Annotated in this window: 25 protein-coding genes; all 25 read left to right on the top strand. The window is 64.3% G+C overall.

Annotated elements, in window-relative coordinates; all coding sequences use genetic code 11:
- Window positions 1–630: 630 nt before the first annotated feature.
- The 25 genes from KF730_RS08990 (at window position 631) to nuoK (ending at window position 19,646) form a co-directional block, all read left to right on the top strand.
- On the top strand, window positions 631–1,773 hold the full coding sequence (locus KF730_RS08990; protein WP_294094006.1) for an SPFH domain-containing protein: 1,143 nt from the start codon (window positions 631–633) through the stop codon (window positions 1,771–1,773).
- 128 nt (window positions 1,774–1,901) lie between these two features.
- Window positions 1,902–2,807, top strand: a complete 906-nt coding sequence (locus KF730_RS08985) for a fructose bisphosphate aldolase (RefSeq protein WP_294094005.1) — start codon at window positions 1,902–1,904, stop codon at window positions 2,805–2,807.
- A complete protein-coding gene (locus tag KF730_RS08980; RefSeq protein WP_294094002.1) occupies window positions 2,804–3,202 on the top strand; it encodes a putative quinol monooxygenase in 399 nt (132 codons plus the stop codon). The genes KF730_RS08985 and KF730_RS08980 overlap by 4 nt, the downstream gene beginning before the upstream one ends.
- 66 nt (window positions 3,203–3,268) lie before the next feature.
- The gene (gene thiE, locus KF730_RS08975; RefSeq protein WP_294094000.1) at window positions 3,269–3,955 is read left to right on the top strand and encodes a thiamine phosphate synthase; all 687 of its coding nucleotides are present in this window, start codon (window positions 3,269–3,271) and stop codon (window positions 3,953–3,955) included.
- Window positions 3,956–4,205: 250 nt separating this feature from the next.
- The gene (locus tag KF730_RS08970; protein ID WP_294095825.1) at window positions 4,206–5,117 is read left to right on the top strand and encodes a L,D-transpeptidase; all 912 of its coding nucleotides are present in this window, start codon (window positions 4,206–4,208) and stop codon (window positions 5,115–5,117) included.
- A 13-nt stretch (window positions 5,118–5,130) separates the two neighbouring features.
- Window positions 5,131–5,736: a M23 family metallopeptidase gene (locus tag KF730_RS08965; RefSeq protein WP_294095823.1), complete on the top strand. Its 606-nt coding sequence runs from the start codon at window positions 5,131–5,133 to the stop codon at window positions 5,734–5,736.
- A gap of 116 nt (window positions 5,737–5,852) precedes the next feature.
- On the top strand, window positions 5,853–6,416 hold the full coding sequence (gene efp, locus KF730_RS08960) for an elongation factor P (protein ID WP_294093998.1): 564 nt from the start codon (window positions 5,853–5,855) through the stop codon (window positions 6,414–6,416).
- Window positions 6,416–7,381, top strand: a complete 966-nt coding sequence (locus KF730_RS08955; RefSeq protein ID WP_294093996.1) for a hypothetical protein — start codon at window positions 6,416–6,418, stop codon at window positions 7,379–7,381. The genes efp and KF730_RS08955 overlap by 1 nt, the downstream gene beginning before the upstream one ends.
- An 8-nt stretch (window positions 7,382–7,389) precedes the next feature.
- Window positions 7,390–8,211: an inositol monophosphatase family protein gene (locus KF730_RS08950; protein ID WP_294093994.1), complete on the top strand. Its 822-nt coding sequence runs from the start codon at window positions 7,390–7,392 to the stop codon at window positions 8,209–8,211.
- Between the two features lie 59 nt (window positions 8,212–8,270).
- Window positions 8,271–8,741: a hypothetical protein gene (locus tag KF730_RS08945; protein WP_294093992.1), complete on the top strand. Its 471-nt coding sequence runs from the start codon at window positions 8,271–8,273 to the stop codon at window positions 8,739–8,741.
- 128 nt (window positions 8,742–8,869) lie between these two features.
- Window positions 8,870–9,244, top strand: coding sequence for an NADH-quinone oxidoreductase subunit A (locus tag KF730_RS08940; RefSeq protein ID WP_294093990.1), 375 nt, complete (start codon window positions 8,870–8,872; stop codon window positions 9,242–9,244).
- Between the two features lie 32 nt (window positions 9,245–9,276).
- Window positions 9,277–9,807, top strand: a complete 531-nt coding sequence (locus KF730_RS08935) for an NADH-quinone oxidoreductase subunit B (RefSeq protein WP_294095820.1) — start codon at window positions 9,277–9,279, stop codon at window positions 9,805–9,807.
- Entirely contained in the window at window positions 9,804–10,643 is an 840-nt protein-coding gene (locus KF730_RS08930) for an NADH-quinone oxidoreductase subunit C (RefSeq protein WP_294093988.1), read from the top strand. Before KF730_RS08935 ends, KF730_RS08930 begins: the two co-directional genes overlap by 4 nt.
- Complete coding sequence (locus tag KF730_RS08925) at window positions 10,643–11,878, top strand: NADH-quinone oxidoreductase subunit D (RefSeq protein WP_294093987.1); 1,236 nt, start codon at window positions 10,643–10,645, stop codon at window positions 11,876–11,878. The genes KF730_RS08930 and KF730_RS08925 overlap by 1 nt, the downstream gene beginning before the upstream one ends.
- Window positions 11,875–12,105 carry a hypothetical protein gene (locus KF730_RS08920; protein WP_294093986.1) on the top strand — a complete coding sequence of 77 codons (231 nt, stop codon included), beginning with the start codon at window positions 11,875–11,877 and terminating at the stop codon, window positions 12,103–12,105. The genes KF730_RS08925 and KF730_RS08920 overlap by 4 nt, the downstream gene beginning before the upstream one ends.
- On the top strand, window positions 12,098–12,766 hold the full coding sequence (locus tag KF730_RS08915; RefSeq protein WP_294093985.1) for an NAD(P)H-dependent oxidoreductase subunit E: 669 nt from the start codon (window positions 12,098–12,100) through the stop codon (window positions 12,764–12,766). The genes KF730_RS08920 and KF730_RS08915 overlap by 8 nt, the downstream gene beginning before the upstream one ends.
- Entirely contained in the window at window positions 12,766–12,933 is a 168-nt protein-coding gene (locus tag KF730_RS08910) for a hypothetical protein (protein WP_294093984.1), read from the top strand. The genes KF730_RS08915 and KF730_RS08910 overlap by 1 nt, the downstream gene beginning before the upstream one ends.
- Entirely contained in the window at window positions 12,933–14,237 is a 1,305-nt protein-coding gene (gene nuoF, locus KF730_RS08905) for an NADH-quinone oxidoreductase subunit NuoF (protein ID WP_294093983.1), read from the top strand. Before KF730_RS08910 ends, nuoF begins: the two co-directional genes overlap by 1 nt.
- Window positions 14,234–14,905: a hypothetical protein gene (locus KF730_RS08900; protein ID WP_294093982.1), complete on the top strand. Its 672-nt coding sequence runs from the start codon at window positions 14,234–14,236 to the stop codon at window positions 14,903–14,905. The genes nuoF and KF730_RS08900 overlap by 4 nt, the downstream gene beginning before the upstream one ends.
- The gene (gene nuoG, locus KF730_RS08895) at window positions 14,905–16,905 is read left to right on the top strand and encodes an NADH-quinone oxidoreductase subunit NuoG (protein ID WP_294093981.1); all 2,001 of its coding nucleotides are present in this window, start codon (window positions 14,905–14,907) and stop codon (window positions 16,903–16,905) included. Before KF730_RS08900 ends, nuoG begins: the two co-directional genes overlap by 1 nt.
- Window positions 16,902–17,168 carry a hypothetical protein gene (locus tag KF730_RS08890; RefSeq protein ID WP_294093980.1) on the top strand — a complete coding sequence of 89 codons (267 nt, stop codon included), beginning with the start codon at window positions 16,902–16,904 and terminating at the stop codon, window positions 17,166–17,168. Before nuoG ends, KF730_RS08890 begins: the two co-directional genes overlap by 4 nt.
- A complete protein-coding gene (gene nuoH / locus KF730_RS08885; protein WP_294093979.1) occupies window positions 17,165–18,217 on the top strand; it encodes an NADH-quinone oxidoreductase subunit NuoH in 1,053 nt (350 codons plus the stop codon). Before KF730_RS08890 ends, nuoH begins: the two co-directional genes overlap by 4 nt.
- Window positions 18,214–18,699, top strand: a complete 486-nt coding sequence (nuoI, locus tag KF730_RS08880; RefSeq protein ID WP_294093978.1) for an NADH-quinone oxidoreductase subunit NuoI — start codon at window positions 18,214–18,216, stop codon at window positions 18,697–18,699. Before nuoH ends, nuoI begins: the two co-directional genes overlap by 4 nt.
- Window positions 18,700–18,732: 33 nt before the next feature.
- Window positions 18,733–19,344, top strand: coding sequence for an NADH-quinone oxidoreductase subunit J (locus KF730_RS08875; protein WP_294093977.1), 612 nt, complete (start codon window positions 18,733–18,735; stop codon window positions 19,342–19,344).
- Window positions 19,341–19,646 carry an NADH-quinone oxidoreductase subunit NuoK gene (gene nuoK, locus KF730_RS08870; RefSeq protein WP_184083463.1) on the top strand — a complete coding sequence of 102 codons (306 nt, stop codon included), beginning with the start codon at window positions 19,341–19,343 and terminating at the stop codon, window positions 19,644–19,646. The genes KF730_RS08875 and nuoK overlap by 4 nt, the downstream gene beginning before the upstream one ends.
- Window positions 19,647–19,652 lie beyond the last annotated feature (6 nt).

The raw sequence follows: 19,652 nt of genomic DNA, 5'->3' as shown, positions 1-19,652 counted from the left end.
GGATCCGTGTTCCATGGCGCAGCGGACCTGGCGTGGTAGCCACTTGGTTAAGGTCCAAGTCCGACGGTTCGACTCCGTCACCATTGGATAGCTCAGTGGGAGAGCAGTAGACTTGTAATCTACGTGTCGCGGGTTCGACCCCCGCTCCAGACTGGCCTGTAAAGCCAGTGCCCTTTGCAAGGCACTTCCAATCGGGAAGGCCGGCGGGGCATTCACGCCGGAGGGCAGGGGCTGCGGCTCCAATCCAAAGGCAACCGGTGACCGGCCCAGCGTCGGCGAGGATATCGGCAGCGCGCAGGGGCGCGCGGCGTTGGTACCGGCAGCGGGCTTGCCCGCTGGTTCGCGCCTTTCGTCAGACGTCCCCAAGCATTGCCTCAATCGCCAGCCCGCACGGACATCGGCTGAATGCGCCGCCGGCCAACCTATTCCAGAATTGATATCCGGCAGCGTCGATTTTCGGCGTTTCTTGTCGTGCGTAACTGAATTCGGTTTCATCAAGACTTAAAGATATCGTTATATATTGCACTGCAACAAAATAATTGTTGCAATCGTTACTTTGCCGGACTAACGCGCCCGTCCCCGCGGCGGGACAGGCCCGTGCGCGTGTGAGCAAAGAGAGGAGGACCGGCGATGATGAAGACTGTTGTGATCGCTGAGAGCCAGCGCGGCCTCCTCATCAAGGATGGCCGCGTCATCGATATCCTGTCCCCGGGCCGCTACCGGCTTTGGGACTGGCTGAACCGGAAGCGTGTCGAGACCTATGTCGCGACGGGCGTGTTCGCCTCGGCCTGGGCCGAGATCATCGAGAAGCGCCATCCGGAGCTCGCGCAGGGCAATTTCGTCCCGGTGCGGCCGCAGGAAGGCGAAGTCGCGGTGGTCCGGATCGATGGCCGGGCGGCGTACATCGTCCGGCCGGGCGAGTCGGTGCATGTATGGTGCGTGATGGACTGGGTGGAGGTCGAGACCTTCGACGCCACCAGTCTCGCGCGGCTCGACAAGCGACAGCTTGTCGCGTTCGAGAAGGCGGCGATGATCGGTTCGGCCGCGCCGGCGCCGATCGCGATCGTCGCGGTCGGCGAAGCCGAGGCGGGCCTGGTGTTCGCCGATGGCGAGCTCGTCGAGACGCTCGGCCCGGGCCGGTACGGTTACTGGCAGGTTGGCCGCAAGGTGACTTCGAAGACGCTGGATACCCGTCCGGTGCCGCTCGAAGTCAGCGCGCAGGAAATCCTGACCCGGGATCGCGTGTCGCTACGCGTCACCCTCACGGCGTTCGTCCAGGTGACGGATGTCGAGAAGGCGGCGCTCTCGACGCCGGATTACGCGGCGCATGTCTACAAGCTCGTCCAGTTCGCGGTCCGCGAGGCCGTGGGCGGCCGGACGCTCGACGAGGTGCTGAACGATCGCGTGTCGGTCGATACGCAGATCGTCGATCATGTCCGGCGCGAGCTTGGCGATATCGGCGTTCGGGTGACCGAACTCGGCGTCAAGGATGTCATCCTTCCGGGTGACATGCGCGAGCTGATCAACAAGGTCGTCGAGGCGGAAAAGGTGGCGCAGGCCAACCTCATCCGCCGGCGCGAGGAGACCGCGGCGACGCGGTCGCTGCTCAACACGGCGAAGCTGATGGAGGATAACCCGACATTGCTTCGCCTGAAGGAGCTCGAAAGCCTCGAGCGGGTGACCGAGAAGATCGGGCGGATCGACGTGCATGCGGGGTCCGCGGGCCTGAACGCGGTGCTCGATCAGCTCGTGAGCCTCAAGCCGCGAGACTAGCCGGGAAGGGGAGGGTCGGGAAACCGGCTCTCCCCTTTTTCGTGGCGCGGAACAGCCAGCGTTGTCAGGGGTTTCGCGATAGCAAGCCACTGGATAGAGCGCCCCAATACTATCCAAGAGGGGCTTGCATGAACATCGCCGACATGACCGCCAAGATCGCTTCCGGCAAAGGCTTCATCGCCGCGCTCGATCAGTCGGGCGGCTCCACACCCAAGGCATTGAAGGGCTATGGCATCGAGGAGGGCGCCTGGAACGGCGACGAGGAGATGTTCGCCCTGATCCACGATATGCGCAGCCGGATCATCAGCTCGCCCAGCTTCACCGGCGACAAGGTGATCGGTGCGATCCTGTTCGAGCGGACGATGGACGGGCAGGTCGGCGGCAAGCCGACCCCGCAGGCGCTGATCGACAAGGGCGTGGTGCCGTTCCTCAAGATCGACAAGGGCCTCGAAGACGAGGCCAATGGCGTCCAGATGATGAAGCCGATGCCGGGGCTCGACGCGCTGCTGGCGCGCGCCAAGGCACTGGGCATGTTCGGCACCAAGGAGCGCTCGGTGATCAACCTCGCCAACCGCGAGGGCATCGCCGCGATCGTCGCGCAGCAGTTCGAGGTGGGGCAGCAGGTGCTGGCGGCCGGGCTGGTGCCGATGCTGGAGCCCGAGATCAACATCAAGAGCGCCGAGCGCGCCGAGTGCGACCAGATCCTGCTCGAAGAGACGCTCAAGGCGCTCGATGCGATGCCGGGCGATGCCAAGGTGATGCTCAAGCTGTCGATCCCCGCCAAGGCCGGGCTGTACGATGCGCTGGTCGATCATCCGCGCGTGCTGCGGGTCGTGGCGCTGTCGGGCGGCTATAAGCGGCCTGAGGCCTGTGCCGAGCTGGCCAAGAACCGCGGCATGATCGCGAGCTTCAGCCGCGCGCTGCTCGAAGACCTGCGCCACGGCATGAGCGATGCGGAGTTCGACGCGTCGCTGGGCGAGGCGATCGACGAAATCTATGCGGCCTCCACCGAAAAGTCGGCGGTGCCAGCATGACCGGCCGCCGCCCGGTGCTCGCGGGGCTTGCCCTCGCCTTGCTGGGCGGCCCGGCCTTTGCCAAGGGGACGGCCATGGAAGAGATCGACCCGCCGTTCGGCATGATCGGCAAGATGAAGGCGACGCCGGGAAATCGCGACGCGCTGGTCGCGATCCTGAGCGGCGGCACCAGTGCGATGCCGGGCTGCCTGGCCTATCTGGTCGCCGAGGATCATGAAGATCCGGACGCGATCTGGATCACGGAGATCTGGGACAAGAAGGAAAGCCATGCCGCCTCGCTCGCTTTGCCGTCGGTAAAGGAGGCGATCCGCAAGGGGCGGCCGCTGATCGCCGGTTTCGAGATCAGCGCCGAGACGCGGCCGCTGCCCGGCGCCAGCTTCGTGAAGCGGGACTGATCCTCTCCCGGAGGGAGAGGATTTAGTGCGCTTGACCCGCGTACCTATGGGCGCGAAGAGCGCAGCATGACCGAACACGAAGACGGCCTGCCACCGCTCGATCCAAATTTCGCCGATCAGTTCCGGCGCGATGACCGGCGGCCGCCGTGCCAGCTCTATCTGATCTCGCCGCTGGATGTGACCGGCGGGTTCGCCGATCGGCTGAAGCGCGCATTCGATGCGGGGCCCGTCGCGGCGTTTCAGTTCCGCGTGAAGGGCGTCGACCAGCATGAAGCCGCAGGGCTTGCCGAGCCGCTTCAGCGCATCTGCGGTGACGCCGATGTCGCGTTCATCGTCAATGACGATGTCGGGCTGGCCAAAAGGCTGGGCGCCGACGGCGTGCATCTCGGGCAGGGCGATGGCGACCCGCGCGATGCGCGGGCATTGCTGGGGCCGGCCGCGCAGATCGGTGTGACCTGCCACGACAGCCGCCATCTCGCGATGGAAGCGGGCGAGGGCGGGGCGGATTATGTCGCATTCGGCGCTTTCTATCCGACCGCGACCAAGGAGACGCACCATCGGCCCGAGCCGGTGATCCTCAGCTGGTGGTCGACGGTGTTCGAAATTCCGTGCGTGGCGATCGGCGGGATCACGCCGCAGAACGCCGCGCCGCTGGTTGCTGCGGGGGCGGACTTTCTTGCGGTGTCGGGCGCGGTGTGGGGTGGCGACGAGGTAGCGGCGATCAGGGCGTTCGGTGCGATTCTCAACCTCTAACTCGTCTTCCCGGACTTGATCCGGGATTCAGGGTTACTCAGCGATGCGTTCCATTGCTCTGGGTCCCGGCGTTCGCCGGGATGACGGGTAACGAAGCAACCAGCCCCTTCCATAATCGTTCTCCTATCGAACCATTGTTCGTCAGGAGATTGAATCGGTGCGGAAAAAGCTAGCCATTGCCGCCTGCCTCACATGCTTTTCGCTCACGCCCGCAGCTTGGGGGCAAGCAGCCACCAAGGCACGCCCGCCGATCGACTATACCGTCCTCCATGCGCAAGTGATCCTCGATCATCTCGGTTTTTCGCCCGGCATTCTCGACGGGCGCGAGGGCCAGTCGCTGACCGCGGCGCTCAGAGGCTTCCAGACCTCACGGGGAATGGCGACCAGCGGCAAGCTCGATCGCCCGACGCTGGAGGCGCTCTATCCCTATCGCGCGCTGCGCCCGGTCAAGAAGCTGACGCTCGACGCGGCGGCGCTGCGCGGTCCCTATGTCAATCCGCTGCCGAAGGATCCGGCCGCGCAGGCCAAGCTGAGCGCGCTCGCCTATACCCGCCCGCTCGAAAAGCTCGCCGAGATGTTTCACACCACGCCGGAAGTGCTGGTCGAGCTCAATCCGGGCGGTGCGCCGATCGGCGTCGGTTCGACCTTCATCTTCCCCAATGCGCTGCCCGCCTCGCGCGACTATCCGGCCGATCTGCGCGAAGACTGGAAGCAGACGCTCACCGATCTCAATGTCGATGCCAATCAGCCCAGCGGCGACCGGATCGTGGTCGACAAGTCCGAAAGCGTGCTCAAGGTCTATTCCGGCGAGCGGCTCGTCGCCCAGTTCAGCGCGACGATGGGCAGCAAGCACGATCCGCTGCCGATCGGCACGTGGAAGATCAATGGCGCCGACTATAATCCCAAGTTTCACTTCAACCCCGACCTGTTCTGGGATGCCAAGCCGGGCGACAAGGCGGCGATGCTGCCGCCGGGCCCGAACGGTCCGGTCGGGGTGATCTGGCTCGATCTGTCGAAGGAGCATTACGGCATTCACGGCACCCCGGAGCCGCAGACGATCGGCCGCACCGAGAGCCATGGCTGCATCCGGCTGACAAATTGGGATGCGGCGCGGCTGTCGCTGATGATAAAGCCGGGGACGCCGGCTATCTTCCAGGAGTAAGCTGGTGATCTGGCTGAAACGGATGGGGTGGGGGGCCGTCGCGATCATGCTGTTGCTGCTCGCCGCATTCGCTTCGCTGGTGCGGATCACCGTCAATTCGCCCGCAGATGTCCAGCGGCAGATCGCGGCGATGCCGACAGTGGTTTCCGACCCGCTCCTTGGCCAGACACAGAACCAGATCGATCCCGCTTCGCTGATCGTCCCGGTCGCGGGCGTCAAATCGCGGCAGCTAACCGACACCTGGGGCCAGAGCCGTGGCGGCGGCGCGCGCGAGCATCATGCGATCGATATCATGGCGCCGCGCGGCACGCCGGTGCTCGCCGCCGCGTCCGGCACGGTCGAGAAGGTCTTCGAGAGCGTGAATGGCGGGCACACGATCTATGTGCGCTCCAATGACGGCAGGCTGATCTATTATTACGCGCACCTCGATAGCTATGGCGTGGTCGAGGGTCAGAAGGTGGCGCAGGGCCAGCAGATCGCGACCGTCGGCAATACCGGCAGCGCCGCCGGCGGGGCGACGCACCTCCATTTCGAGATCAAGACGATGCAGCCCGGCGAAGGCTGGTGGAAGGGGCGCAACGTCAACCCGTACCCGCTATTGGCGTTCGGACCCGGCTGACAGGGGGAGTTGCCCGCGCGGGCACTCGCCGCTAAAGGCCGCGCTCCGGGTTCCACCAAAGTAATATTTTGATGGGTGCCCGCTCGCTCTTTCTCAAGAATACAGGTCTCGATCCCATGAAGATCAGCGGCGTGGACATCCGTCCCGGCAACATCATCGAATATGAAGGCGGCATCTGGCGCGCGGTCAAGATCCAGCACACCCAGCCCGGCAAGGGCGGCGCGTACATGCAGGTCGAGATGAAGAACCTGCGCGACGGCCGCAAGAACAATGTCCGCTTCCGCTCGGCGGAGACGGTCGAGCGCGTCCGCCTCGACACCAAGGATTTCCAGTTCCTGTTCGCCGATGGCGAGCAGCTCACCTTCATGGACAAGGAAAGCTACGAGCAGACGACGCTGCCGCGCGACCTGCTCGGCGACGCCGCCGCGTTCCTGCAGGACGGCATGGACGTGGTGATGGAGCTCTATGACGAAGAGCCGATCAGCGTGCAGCTGCCCGACACGATCGAAGCGACGATCGTCGAGGCCGATGCGGTGGTAAAGGGCCAGACGGCTTCGTCGTCGTACAAGCCGGCCGTGCTGGAGAATGGCGTCCGCGTGATGGTGCCACCGCATATCGCCGCCGGTACCCGCATCGTCGTCGATGTGTACGAGCAGACTTACGTCAAGCGCGCGGACTGATGCGCACAGCACTGCTTGCCCTGTTGCTGGCATGGTTGCCGGCGACAGCGCTCGCGCAATCTGCGTCCACTCCCAATCCGTTTCAGCAGATGGGACTGTGGGCGCAGCAGGTGAGTGCCGCCCAGCAGCCGATGAGTGACGGCTATGAGCGCTGCAAACCGGCGATCGCCGCGATGGCGTCCTATCTCGGCGCCCCGGCGGAAAGCCGGGGCGATCCGGCGCCGATGCTTGCCCACTTCACCCAATGCCTGGCTGAGATAAAGACGGCCGCGATCGCGACGCGCACGGCGTTGGGCGAAATCGGGCCGATGCCCGAGCTGGCCGAGCATATGCTGAATATCGACAGCGCCGATCTCCTGCGCCGCTCCGCCAACGCCGTGGATGGTATGGTGGATTATATCGAGCAAAGCGATGCCGCGATGCAATTGATCGTCGGCGGAGATTTGCCGGGCGCCCACGCGAAGCTTGCCGAAGCGCGACTGACCGCAGCCAGTGTCTTTGACGGCCAGATTATCCTGCTCGAGGCAATGCAGGCCAGCATGCCGATGCAAACGCACAAGCGGATGATCGATATACGCTTGGCGATCTCGCGCTCGATGCGGGTAGTCGCCGGCAGCGATCCGGCGGCGATGCGCGGGGTTCTGGCGACGTTGCTGCGCGGATATGGGACTGATGCACGTTCGGCGGCGAGGGGCATGCGCTCCGCCTGGCAGACCGATAGCGCGGGTATCCGCAACGCCGCCAAACTGGGCGGCGATCCGGCATTGACCCGCATGATCGTGATACTCGATACGGCGATGAAACGGATTTCCGCTGGTGGGGACGAGGTCGCCGATATTCTGGAAGCGATTCCCAGCGGCGCGATGGCACCCGCCGAAATATTGAAGATAACCGACCGGCTGACACAAGGAGAGCTGCGAATACTCGCCGCGATTCGCGAAATGTCCGCCGCCGCAACGCAATAGAGGTAATCGTGGTTTCCCATTCCGGCATCATCACCGTCATCGAAAAGGCCTGCCGCAAGGCCGGTCCGCGCCTGCGCCGCGACTTCAATGAGGTGCAGAATCTCCAGGTCAGCCGCAAGGGGCCGGCCGACTTCGTGTCGATGGCCGACAAGCGCGCCGAGGACACGCTGATCGAGGAGCTGAGCAAGGCGCGGCCGGACTGGGGCTTCCTGGTCGAGGAGCGCGGCGAGATCGCCGGCGACCCCAGCAAGCCGCGCTGGATCGTCGATCCACTCGACGGCACCACCAACTTCCTCCACGGAATCCCGCATTTCTGCATCTCGGTCGCGGTCGAGGATCCACTTGGCGCGCAGGGCAAGCCCGAGATCACCCATGGTTATGTCTATCAGCCGCTCACCGATGAGAGCTTCTGGGCCGAAAAAGGCCGCGGCGCCTGGGTGCAGAGCGAGCGGTTGCGTGTCTCGGCGCGGCGCGAGCTGGCCGATGCCGTGATCGCTACCGGTATCCCATTCCTGGGCCATGGCAATTTCGCGCAGTGGAGCCGCATCTTCGGCGCGGTCGCCCCGGAAGTGGCGGGCATCCGCCGGCTCGGCTCGGCGGCGCTCGACATGGCCTGGGTCGCTGCGGGCCGCTTCGACGGGTTCTGGGAAAGCGACCTTCAGCCCTGGGACGTCGCGGCGGGGATGCTGCTGATCAAGGAAGCGGGCGGCTTCGTCACCGATTTCCGCGGACAGGACATGGCGATGCGGCGCAACCAGTTCCTGGCGGCGAACGACGTGCTGCATTCGAAGCTGCACAAGCTGGTCGCGGGTTCGCTGCGCAACGCTTAGCCTGTCTTGATTTTGCCGGGCCGCCGCCTCTATCCTCCGCAAGAGAACAGGGGGCGGCCATGCAGAAACTCCTCGCGTCGATCATAGCTTTGGCGGCATTCGCCGGTACCGCGTCCGCGCAGACCGAGAAGGTTGGCCCATGGTCGATTTCCGGGTCGAAGGGCAACTGTATCGCCGCCACCGCGGGCGAAGTGCGGCTGGCGCTGGTCTCCCCCGATCCGGGCGGCAAGAACTATGGTGCGCTGGTACTCGCGGGTCCGAAGGATTGGGCGATCGAGGACGGAAAGGGCTATTGGCTCTGGTTCAAGGGGCCCGAAGGTTGGGCGGGCGTCCATCGCGGAATCGGCAAGCGCAGTGTGAACGGCTATTGGATGCCGTTCGAGCGCGCGACGCAAGTCGATCTGCTTCCCGATAGCTGGCGCTTCCAGGCTACTCTGGATTCGGTGCAGATCGCGGACTTTCCGGTGACGGATTTCCATGGTGCGCTGGCGGCGCTCCGCCGCTGCGTGGAGCGGACGCGCGCGTCCTGAGAATGAAGGCGCGGCGCGGTTGAATATCTGCCTTTATTGCGAGTGATTCTCAAGGGTTTCCGCCCTTGCCGCACCAGTTGGTCCGTCCTAAAGCCGCCCACACAATTCCGCATGCGCGAGAAGGCACTTTGGTTCAGCTATCCGAATATCTGCCGATCCTCCTGTTCCTCGGCGTCGCGATCGCGCTCTCCAGCGCGTTCGTGTTCCTGCCGATGCTGGTCGGGCGCCTGACGGGCGCGCACAAGCCGAGCGAGGCGAAGCTCACCGAATATGAGTGCGGCTTCCCCGCATTCGAGGATTCGCGCAGCCAGTTCGATGTGCGCTTCTACCTTGTCGCGATCCTGTTCATCATCTTCGATCTCGAGGCCGCGTTCCTCTATCCCTGGGCGGTTTCGGTGTTCGACCTCGGCTGGACCGCGTGGATATCGATGATGATCTTCATCGGCGAGCTGGCGCTTGGCCTGGTCTATGCGTGGAAGAAGGGAGCGCTCGAGTGGGAGTAGAACTCACACCGGCAGAGTCCCTCGCGGCGCGGCTGGGTCCGGACTTTCCGGATGCCGGGACGCTTCCCGACGTCGGCTTTCTCAACGACATCAATGCCGAGATCGGCGACAAGGGTTTCCTCGTCACGTCGACCGAGGAACTGTTCCAATGGGCGCGCACCGGCTCGCTGTGGTGGATGACCTTCGGGCTCGCCTGCTGCGCGGTCGAGATGATCCATGTGAACATGCCGCGCTACGACATGGAGCGCTTCGGCGCGGCGCCGCGCGCTTCCCCGCGCCAGTCGGACGTGATGATCGTCGCCGGCACGCTGTGCAACAAGATGGCGCCGGCGCTGCGCCGCGTCTACGACCAGATGTCCGAACCGAAATATGTGATCTCGATGGGCTCGTGCGCCAATGGCGGCGGCTATTATCACTATAGCTACTCGGTGGTGCGCGGCTGCGACCGCATCGTGCCCGTGGATATCTATGTGCCGGGCTGCCCGCCGACGGCCGAGGCGTTGCTCTACGGGATCATGCAGCTCCAGCGGAAGATCCGCCGCAGCGGGACGCTGGAACGGTGAAGACGGCAGCCCCCCGCATGATCGACCGCGACGATGCGGTCTGGGCGCCGCTGCTCGGCGACGGCGTTTCGCGCCGGCCGGGCGTCGAGGTCGCGTTCAATGTCTCGCGTGCTCGCCTGATCGAGGTCATCGACCGGCTGCGCGTCGAGTTCGAATATCAGCAGCTGATGGAGATCGCCGGCGCCGACTATCCCGAGCGCGCCGAGCGTTTCGAGGTCGTCTATTGCCTGCTCTCGCTGACGAAGAACCACCGCATCCGCGTCCATGTCAGCACCGACGAGGTGCAGCCGGTGCCGTCGGTGACGGCGATCTGGCCGGTTGCCGGCTGGCTCGAGCGCGAAGTCTACGACATGTATGGCGTGCTGTTCGAAGGAAATACCGACCTTCGCCGCATCCTGACCGACTATGGTTTCGTCGGCCATCCGCTGCGCAAGGACTTCCCGCAGACCGGCTATGTCGAGCTGCGCTATTCGGAAGAGGCCAAGCGCGTCGTCTATGAGCCGGTCAAGCTGGCCCAGGACTTCCGCAGCTTCGACTTCCTGAGCCCGTGGGAAGGCGCGGCCTATGTGCTGCCGGGCGACGAGAAGGCGGCCCCCGCCGCTCCGCCGCCAGCGCCGCAGCCCGAGGCCAAGGGCGCGCCGACCCCGCTCAAGGCCGACGAGATCGCCAAGTCCGTTCCGGCTGCCAAGCCAGCCAAGGCCAAGGTGACCAAGCCCAAGACCAGCGATTCGACGGCCAAGACCGGCGCCGGCAAACCCGGCCCGGACGACGGCCCCAAACCCCGCAAGCCGCGCGTCAAGAAGGCGCCGGCCAAAGATTCCGGGGGTGAAGCATAATGGCTGAGTATCTCGACGAGATCGAGCATCGCACCGACGGCGGCAAGCCGGAGCCGGGCGATACCGAGATCCAGAACTACACCATCAATTTCGGTCCGCAGCATCCCGCCGCGCACGGCGTGCTGCGGCTGGTGATGGAGCTAGACGGCGAGATCGTCGAGCGCGTCGATCCGCATATCGGCCTGCTCCATCGCGGCACCGAGAAATTGATCGAGTACAAGACCTATACCCAGGCGCTGCCCTATTTCGATCGCTTCGATTATTGCTCGCCGCTGGGCATGGAGCACAGCTATGTGCTCGCGGTCGAGAAGTTGCTCGACCTCGAAGTGCCACTGCGGGGCCAGTATCTGCGCGTGTTCTTCGCCGAACTGACTCGCATCTGCAATCACATGCTCAACTTGGGCAGCCACGTGATGGACGTCGGCGCGATGACGCCGAACCTGTGGATGTTCGAGATCCGCGAGGATTGCCTCAACTTCTTCGAGCGGGCCTCGGGCGCGCGGATGCATTCCAACTATTTCCGCGTTGGTGGCGTCCGTCAGGATGTGCCGCTCAAGCTGCTCGCCGATATCGGCGACTGGCTCGATACCCGTCTGCCGCGGCTGTTCGAGGATGCGATCAGCCTCGTCGCCGAGAACCGCATCTTCAAGCAGCGCAATGTCGATATCGCCGTGGTCAGCCGCGACGATGCGATCCGCTGGGGCTTTTCGGGCCCGATGATCCGCGCCGCCGGCATCCCCTGGGATCTGCGCAAGTCGCAGCCCTATGACGTCTACGACCGCATGGAGTTCGATATTCCGGTGGGGACGCGCGGCGATTGCTATGACCGGTTCATGGTCCGCGTCGAGGAGGTCCGCCAGTCGGCCCGGATCATGAAACAGTGCCTCGCCGAAATGCCCGAAGGTCCGGTGCTGACGCTTGACCGCAAGGTCGCTCCGCCCAGGCGCGGCGAGATGAAGCAGTCGATGGAAGCGCTGATCCATCACTTCAAGCTGTTCACCGAAGGCTATCACGTGCCGGCGGGCGAGGTGTATGTCGCCACCGAGAGCCCCAAGGGCGAGTTCGGCGTCTATCTGGTCAGCGACGGCACCAACAAGCCGTACCGCTGCAAGGTTCGCCCGACCGCGTTCTCGCATCTGCAGGCGATGGACTTCATGTCGCGCGGGCACATGCTGGCCGATACGACGGCTATTCTGGGTGCGATGGATATCGTGTTCGGGGAGTGTGACCGGTGATCTGGGACGCGCGCAAGATCGATGACATGACCTACCATCGGCGACGCGCCGTGCTGGGCGGTCTCGGTGTTCTGATGACGTTGTATCTGCTGGCCGAGCGGTTCGCAGACCATGGCCTTGAACTTGGCACCCTCCGCTGGCTGGTCATTACTGCCAATCTTGGCATGCTGGTCTTTTTTGGCCGCATGCTAATCAACGAACTAATCGAGATGCGCCGTCATGGCTGACGCACCCCAGATCCCCGACGAAGCCGAGACCCGCGCGCGCTGGGGCGGTTTCAAATGGTCGGACGAGAATGTCCGCAAGGCCAACGAGATCGCGAGCCGCTATCCGGAGAACCGCCGGCTGTCCTGCTCGATCCCGTTCCTCGATCTGGCGCAGCGCCAGGTGGGGGCGGAGACCAATACGCAGGGCTGGCTGCCGATCCCGGTGATCGAGTTCGTCGCGCGCGAGATCGGCGTGCCGTACATCCGCGTGTTCGAGGTCGCGACCTTCTACACCATGTTCAACTTGGCGCCGGTCGGGCGCTATCACGTCCAGGTGTGCGGGACGACGCCGTGCATGCTGCGCGGGTCTGACGATGTGATGGCGGCGTGCAAGTCGCGCGGGCTGCACAAGGGCGCGACGACCGCGGATGGGCTATTCACGCTCACCGAAGTCGAATGCCTCGGCAATTGCGCTTCGGCACCGATGGTCCAGATCAACGACGACAATTACGAGGATCTCGATTTCGACCGCACGGTCGCGATCCTCGATGCGCTGGCCAGAGGCGAGCAACCCAAGACCGGCAGCCAGGAACCGGGCCGCCACACCGTCGAGGCCTATGGCGGCACGACCAACCTGACCGCGATGGTCTCCGAAAATCACGATTACCGGGGAGAATGGTGATGGGTGACAACAAGAATCTGATCGTCACGATCCTTGCGATCATCGGCGGCATCGTCGTGCTCGGCTGGCTGCTGCGCGCGACCTTCGCGTTGCTCGGGCCGCTGATCATCATCGGCATCGCCGTGCTGGTCTATGTGATGTTCATGAAGGACAAGGGCGCGCGATAATGCTGGCCGATAAGGACCGCATCTTCACCAACGTCTATGGCTTCCAGCCGTGGAACCTTAAGGCCGCGCAGAAGCGCGGCGACTGGGATGCGACCAAGAATCTGATGGCCATCGGCCAGGACGCGATCATCGACAAGATCAAGGCGTCGGGCCTGCGCGGGCGCGGCGGGGCGGGGTTCCCGACCGGCATGAAGTGGAGCTTCATGCCCAAGGAGCCGCGCGCCGACCGGCCCAACTTCCTGGTGATCAACGCCGACGAATCCGAGCCGGGTTCGTGCAAGGACCGCGAGATCATCCGCCACGATCCGCACAAGCTGATCGAAGGCGCGCTGATCGCCGGCTATGCGATGCGCGCACGCGCCGCGTACATCTACATTCGCGGCGAATATATCCGCGAGGCCGAGACGCTCTTCGCAGCGGTGAAAGAGGCGTATGACGCCGGGCTGCTCGGCAAGAACGCGGCGAAGTCGGGCTATGATTTCGACGTCTTCGTCCATCGCGGCGCCGGGGCGTATATCTGCGGCGAAGAGACCGCGATGCTTGAGAGCCTGGAGGGCAAGAAGGGCCAGCCGCGCCTCAAGCCGCCATTCCCGGCGGGTGCGGGCCTCTATGGCTGCCCGACCACGGTCAACAATGTCGAATCGATTGCGGTGGTGCCGACGATCCTGCGGCGCTCGCCCGAGTGGTTCGCGAGCTTCGGCAATGAGGGCAACAAGGGCACCAAGCTCTTCCAGATCAGCGGCCATGTGAACAAGCCGGTGGTGGTCGAGGAAGCGATGAGCATCCCGTTCCGCCAGCTTATCGAAGAGCATTGCGGCGGCATCCGCGGCGGCTGGGACAATCTGCTGGCGGTGATCCCCGGCGGCTCGTCGGTCCCGCTCGTCCCCGCGGCGCAGATCATGGACTGTCCGATGGATTTCGACGGATTGAAGGCGCTCGGCTCGGGCCTCGGCACGGCTGCGGTGATCGTCATGGACAAGTCCACCGACATCGTTCGCGCGATTTCGCGGCTGTCATACTTCTACAAGCATGAGAGCTGTGGCCAGTGCACCCCGTGCCGCGAAGGCACCGGCTGGATGTGGCGCGTGATGGAGCGGATGCGCACCGGCGACGCCGATATCAGCGAGATTGACACGCTCTATCAGGTCACCAAGCAGGTCGAGGGCCACACCATCTGCGCGCTGGGCGATGCGGCAGCCTGGCCGATCCAGGGCCTGATCCGCCACTTCCGCCCCGAGATGGAGCGGCGGATCAACGAACGCAACGGCGGCGGTGAGGCCCCGATGATGGAAGCTGCTGAGTGAGCCGTTTGCTGGCCTCCTTCACGCTCGCGGCGGCGCTGATCGCCGGCACGGCGCATGCCCAGGAAACGGGCAGCATGCGTTCGAGCACCACGTCGATCGACGTGCCCGAGGGCAGCGCGACCGGCGATGCCGCGCGTGCAGTGTATGACAAGTTCGCGCTCTGCATCGTCAAGCGCCATTATATGCAGGTGTCGAAGGCACTGGCGGGTCCGCCCAACTTCGACAAGGACATGCAGACCCTGCCGCCACTGATGGACAAGGAGTGCTTTTTCGGCAGCGCCTCGGTCGGCCGCAGCGTCGGGCAAAGCTTGCAGCTGACGACAAACCCGATCTCGTTTCGCGGGCAGTTGTTCAAGGCGATGGTCCTCAGGGATTTCGCGCGCAAGCCAGCCGCGTTCGGGCCGACGGCGCTGACCATGACAGGTGACAATAGCGACCTTTTCCAGTTCGCGAATTGCGTGATCCGCCGGGACCCGGCGGCCAGCATGACCCTGTTCAAGGCCAATGCAGGCACCGCCGCCGAGGCGACGGCGTTCGGCGCGATCAAGCCGTATCTGGACGAATGCGGCGCGGGGCGCCGGGTCTCGATCGACAAGGGAACCCTGATCGGGTTCATGGCCGAAGCCTATTACCGCGAGGCGTCTGCCTCGTCAGCGAGTTCGAACTGATGCCAAAGCTGACCGTAGATGGAATCGAAGTCGAGGTGCCCGCCGGCGCCACCGTGCTTCAGGCATGCGAGGCCGCGGGCAAGGAGATTCCGCGCTTCTGCTATCATGAACGGCTCAGCATCGCCGGCAATTGCCGGATGTGCCTGGTCGAAGTGAAGCCCGGGCCGCCCAAGCCGCAGGCGAGCTGCGCGCTGCCCGCCGCCGACAATCAGGAAATCCGCACCGACTCGGCGATGGTCAAGGCCGCGCGCGAAGGCGTGATGGAGTTCCTGCTGATCAACCACCCGCTCGATTGCCCGATCTGCGATCAGGGCGGCGAATGCGACTTGCAGGACCAGTCGGTCGCCTATGGCAAGGGCCATAGCCGCTACACCGAGAACAAGCGGGCGGTGACCGAGAAATATATGGGTCCGATCATCAAGACGATCATGACCCGCTGCATCCAGTGCACCCGCTGCGTGCGCTTCGGCGAGGAAGTCGCGGGCGTCGAGGATATCGGCGCGATCTATCGCGGCGAGAACATGCAGATCACGACGTACCTGGAAAAGGCTTTCAAAAGCGAGCTTTCCGGCAATGCGGTGGACCTGTGTCCGGTCGGCGCGCTGACTCACAAGCCGGTGGCGTTCGAATATCGCCCGTGGGAATTGAAGCGGACGCTATCGATCGACGTGATGGACGCGGTCGGCACCAACATCCGCCTCGACAGCCGCGGCCGCCAGGTGATGCGCGTGCTTCCGCGGATCAACGAAGACGTCAACGAGGAATGGGCGCACGACAAGACGCGCTACCATGTCGATGCGCTGGTCCGTCGCCGCCTCGACAAGCCGTTCGTGCGGGTCAAGGGCAAGCTGATCGAAGCGAGCTGGGACGAGGCGTTCAACGCCATCGCCAAGGCCGCCAGGAAGGCCGGCAGCAACGTCGCGGCGATCGCCGGCGACCTGCTCGATTGCGAAACGATGTTCGCCGCCAAGAAGCTGGTCAATGCGCTCGGCTCGACGCTGCTCGAAGGTCGCCAGACCGGCATGGCCTATGACGTGACCAATCTCGGCTCGGTCGCGTTCAACACCACGATCGGCGAGATCGAGAATGCCGATGCGATCCTGCTGGTCGGCACCAATCTCCGCTGGGAAGCGCCGCTGATCAACACGCGCATCCGCAAGGCGATCAAGAAGGGCGCAAAGGTCTTCGCGATAGGGCCCGAGACCGATCTGACCTACAAGGTCCAGTGGCTCGGCGACGATCTGGGGCTGCTCGGCAAGATGCCGTCGGAAGTCTCGGAAGTGATCGAGGCTGCCAAGGCACCGGTGCTGATCCTCGGCCCCGGCGCGCTCAAGGACGGGCATGGCCCGGCGCTTGCGGTGGCGGGCAGCTTCATGCGTGACGGCTGGAACGGCTTCAACGTCGTCCACACCGCCGCGGCGCGGATGGGCGGGCTGATGCTCGGCTGGGCGCAGAAGGGTGGAATCGCCGACATCGTTGCGGCCGACCCGAAGCTTACCTTCTTCCTCGGCGCCGACGAAGTCGATTTCTCGGCGTTCGCGGGTAGCTTCAAGGCCTATATCGGCCACCATGGCGACAAGGGCGCGCACCACGCCGACGTGATCCTGCCGGGCGCTACCTATGCCGAGAAGCCGGGCACCTATGTGAACCTCGAAGGCCGCGTCCAGCGCGCCGACCGCGCGGTGTTCGCACCGGGCGACGCGCGTGAGGACTGGACGATCCTGCGCGCTCTCTCGGATGCGCTGGGCGCGACGTTGCCGTTCGACAGCTTCGAGCAGCTCCGCACCGCGATGGCCGCCGAAGTGCCCGAACTGGGGCAGGAGGGTCTGGTCCGTTACAACTGGGCGCCGCCCAAGCTTGCCGCCAAGGCCAAGGGCCCGGTCGGTTATCCGATCAAGGATTTCTACCTCACCAACGCCATCTGCCGCGCCAGCCCAACGATGCAGCGCTGCTCGGCCGAGCTGATCCACGGCGAGGAATTCGCGGAGGCCGCGGAATGAATGACCTCTATCTGAAGACCATGCGCAGCGCCTCAAAGCTGCTGTTCTGGATTGCGGTCATCGTGGTTGTGGGCAGCCTGGTCGCACGCCTCGCCATGCAGTTCGACGAGCGTGGTGGGATGATGAGCGCCAATCAGCTCAGCCTGTGGGAACTGGCCACGACTTTCGTCGGCGCTATCGGGACTGCGGTGTGGCCGCTGTTCGGTGCGGCGCTCCTTTGGCGCTTGGATCGCTGGCAGCCGGCGAAGGAAATTTCGGAATGACCGCCTTCTTCCAATGGCTCGGCCTGCCCTTCGAATGGGCGTGGTTCGTCGCCACCATCGCCGGCATCCTGCTGATCGCGCTGCCGCTGATGCTGTCCGTCGCGATGATCATCTATGCCGATCGCAAGATCTGGGCGGCGATGGCGCTGCGTCGTGGTCCGAACGTCGTCGGCCCGCTCGGGCTGCTGCAATCGTTCGCGGACGGCCTCAAGGTCTTCCTCCAGGAAACCATTATTCCGTCGAGCGCCAACAAGGTGCTGTTCCTGCTCGCGCCGATCATCACCTTCACGGTGGCGCTGATCGTGTGGGCGGTGGTGCCGTTCCAGGCGGGCGTGATGCTGTCGAACATCAATGTCGGGCTGCTCTACGTGCTCGCGGCATCGTCGCTGGGCGTCTACGGCATCATCCTGGCGGGCTGGTCGTCCAACTCGAAATACCCTTTCTACTCGGCGATCCGCGCCGCGGCGCAGATGGTGTCGTATGAAGTCTCGATAGGCTTCGTCCTGATCGCCGTGGTGCTGTGGGCGGGGACGTTCAACCTTGGCGGCATCGTTGAGGGGCAGAAGGGCCATGTGCTCGGGCTGATCAACGGCTTCGGCTTCAATCCGCTGCTGTTCCCGATGGCGGTGGTGTTCTTCATCTCCTCGCTCGCCGAAACCCAGCGCGCACCGTTCGACCTGACCGAGGCCGAAAGCGAACTCGTCGCCGGCTACCAGACCGAATATTCGTCGATGAGCTTCGCGCTCTACTGGCTCGGCGAGTACGCCAACGTGCTGTTGATGTGCACGCTCAACGCGACCTTGTTCTGGGGCGGTTACCTGCCGCCGCTCGACCTGCCGATCTTCTACATGGTGCCCGGCATTATCTGGCTGTTCGCCAAGATCCTGTTCTTCTTCTTCCTGTTCAGCTGGGTGAAGGCGACCGTGCCGCGCTACCGCTACGACCAGCTGATGCGGCTGGGCTGGAAGATCTTCCTGCCGTTGTCGCTGATCTTCGTATTTCTCGTTTCCGGCTGGCTGATGATCCAGCGCGTAGGACTTCCCGTATGAGCGTCGCCCAACTCGTCCGATCCTTCACGCTGTGGGAGTTCATCAAGGCCCATTGGCTGACCTTGCGCTATTTCTTCAAGCCCAAGGCGACGATCAACTATCCCTATGAGAAGAACCCGATCTCGCCCCGCTTCCGCGGCGAGCATGCGCTGCGCCGCTATGCCAATGGCGAAGAACGCTGCATCGCCTGCAAGCTGTGCGAGGCGGTGTGCCCGGCGCTGGCGATCACCATCGAGGCCGAGCCGCGCGACGACGGCAGCCGCCGCACCACCCGCTACGACATCGACATGACCAAGTGCATCTATTGCGGGCTGTGCCAGGAGGCGTGCCCCGTCGATGCCATCGTCGAAGGGCCGAACTTCGAATTCTCGACCGAGACGCGTGAGGAGCTGATCTACGACAAGGACAAGCTGCTCGCGAACGGTGACCGCTGGGAGCGCGCGATCGCCGCGAACCTTGCCGCCGATGCACCGTACCGTTAAGCGCACCGCAACTTTCAGGGGCTGCACGATTCCGTGATCCAAATCCTCGCCTTCTACCTGTTCGCAGCCGTCGTGATCACCTCTGCGGTGTTCACGATCCTGTCGCGCAATCCGGTGCATTCGGTGCTCTGGCTGATCCTCGCCTTTTTCAACGCGGCGGGACTGATGGTGCTCGCCGGGGCCGAGTTCATCGCGATGCTGCTGGTCATCGTCTATGTCGGCGCGGTCGCGGTGCTGTTCCTGTTCGTCGTGATGATGCTCAACATCGATTTCGCCGAGCTGCGCGCGGGCGTGATGCGCTATGCCGCGATTGGGCTGGCGCTGGCGGTCGCGCTCGCGGTGGAGATCGGAGTCGCCGTGTGGGCCTGGAGCGCGGGCGCGCTGTCGCTCGGGCGCCGCATCGCTCCGGTCGATGAGGACGTGCCCAATATCGAAGCGATCGGCCAGCTGCTCTACACCCGCTATCTGTTCGTGTTCGAAGGCGCGGGGCTGGTGCTGCTGGTGGCGATGATCGGCGCGATCGTGCTGACGTATCGCCAGCGCAGCGACGTCCGTCCGCAGAACATCAACCGCCAGATCAACCGCCGCGCCAAGGACGCAACCCGCAACGTGAACCAGCCGGTCGGGCAGGGGGTCGAGCTGTGATCGGCGTCACCCACTATCTTGTCGTCAGCGCGATCCTGTTCACGCTCGGCGTGCTCGGCATCTTCATGAACCGCAAGAATTTGATCGTCATCCTGATGGCGATCGAACTGATCCTGCTGGCGGTGAACCTCAACCTCGTCGCCTTCTCGGCGGCGCTGGGCGATCTCGTCGGCCAGGTCTTCGCGATGTTCGTGCTGACCGTCGCCGCTGGTGAGGCCGCGATCGGGCTCGCCATTCTCGTCATCTATTTCCGCGGCCGCGGCACGATCTCGGTCGACGACGTCAATCGGATGAAGGGATGAACGTGC

The sequence above is a fragment of the Sphingomonas sp. genome (genome assembly GCF_019635515.1).
Taxonomy (GTDB): Bacteria; Pseudomonadota; Alphaproteobacteria; order Sphingomonadales; family Sphingomonadaceae; genus Sphingomonas.
This window is presented reverse-complemented; position numbering and strand designations above follow the sequence as displayed.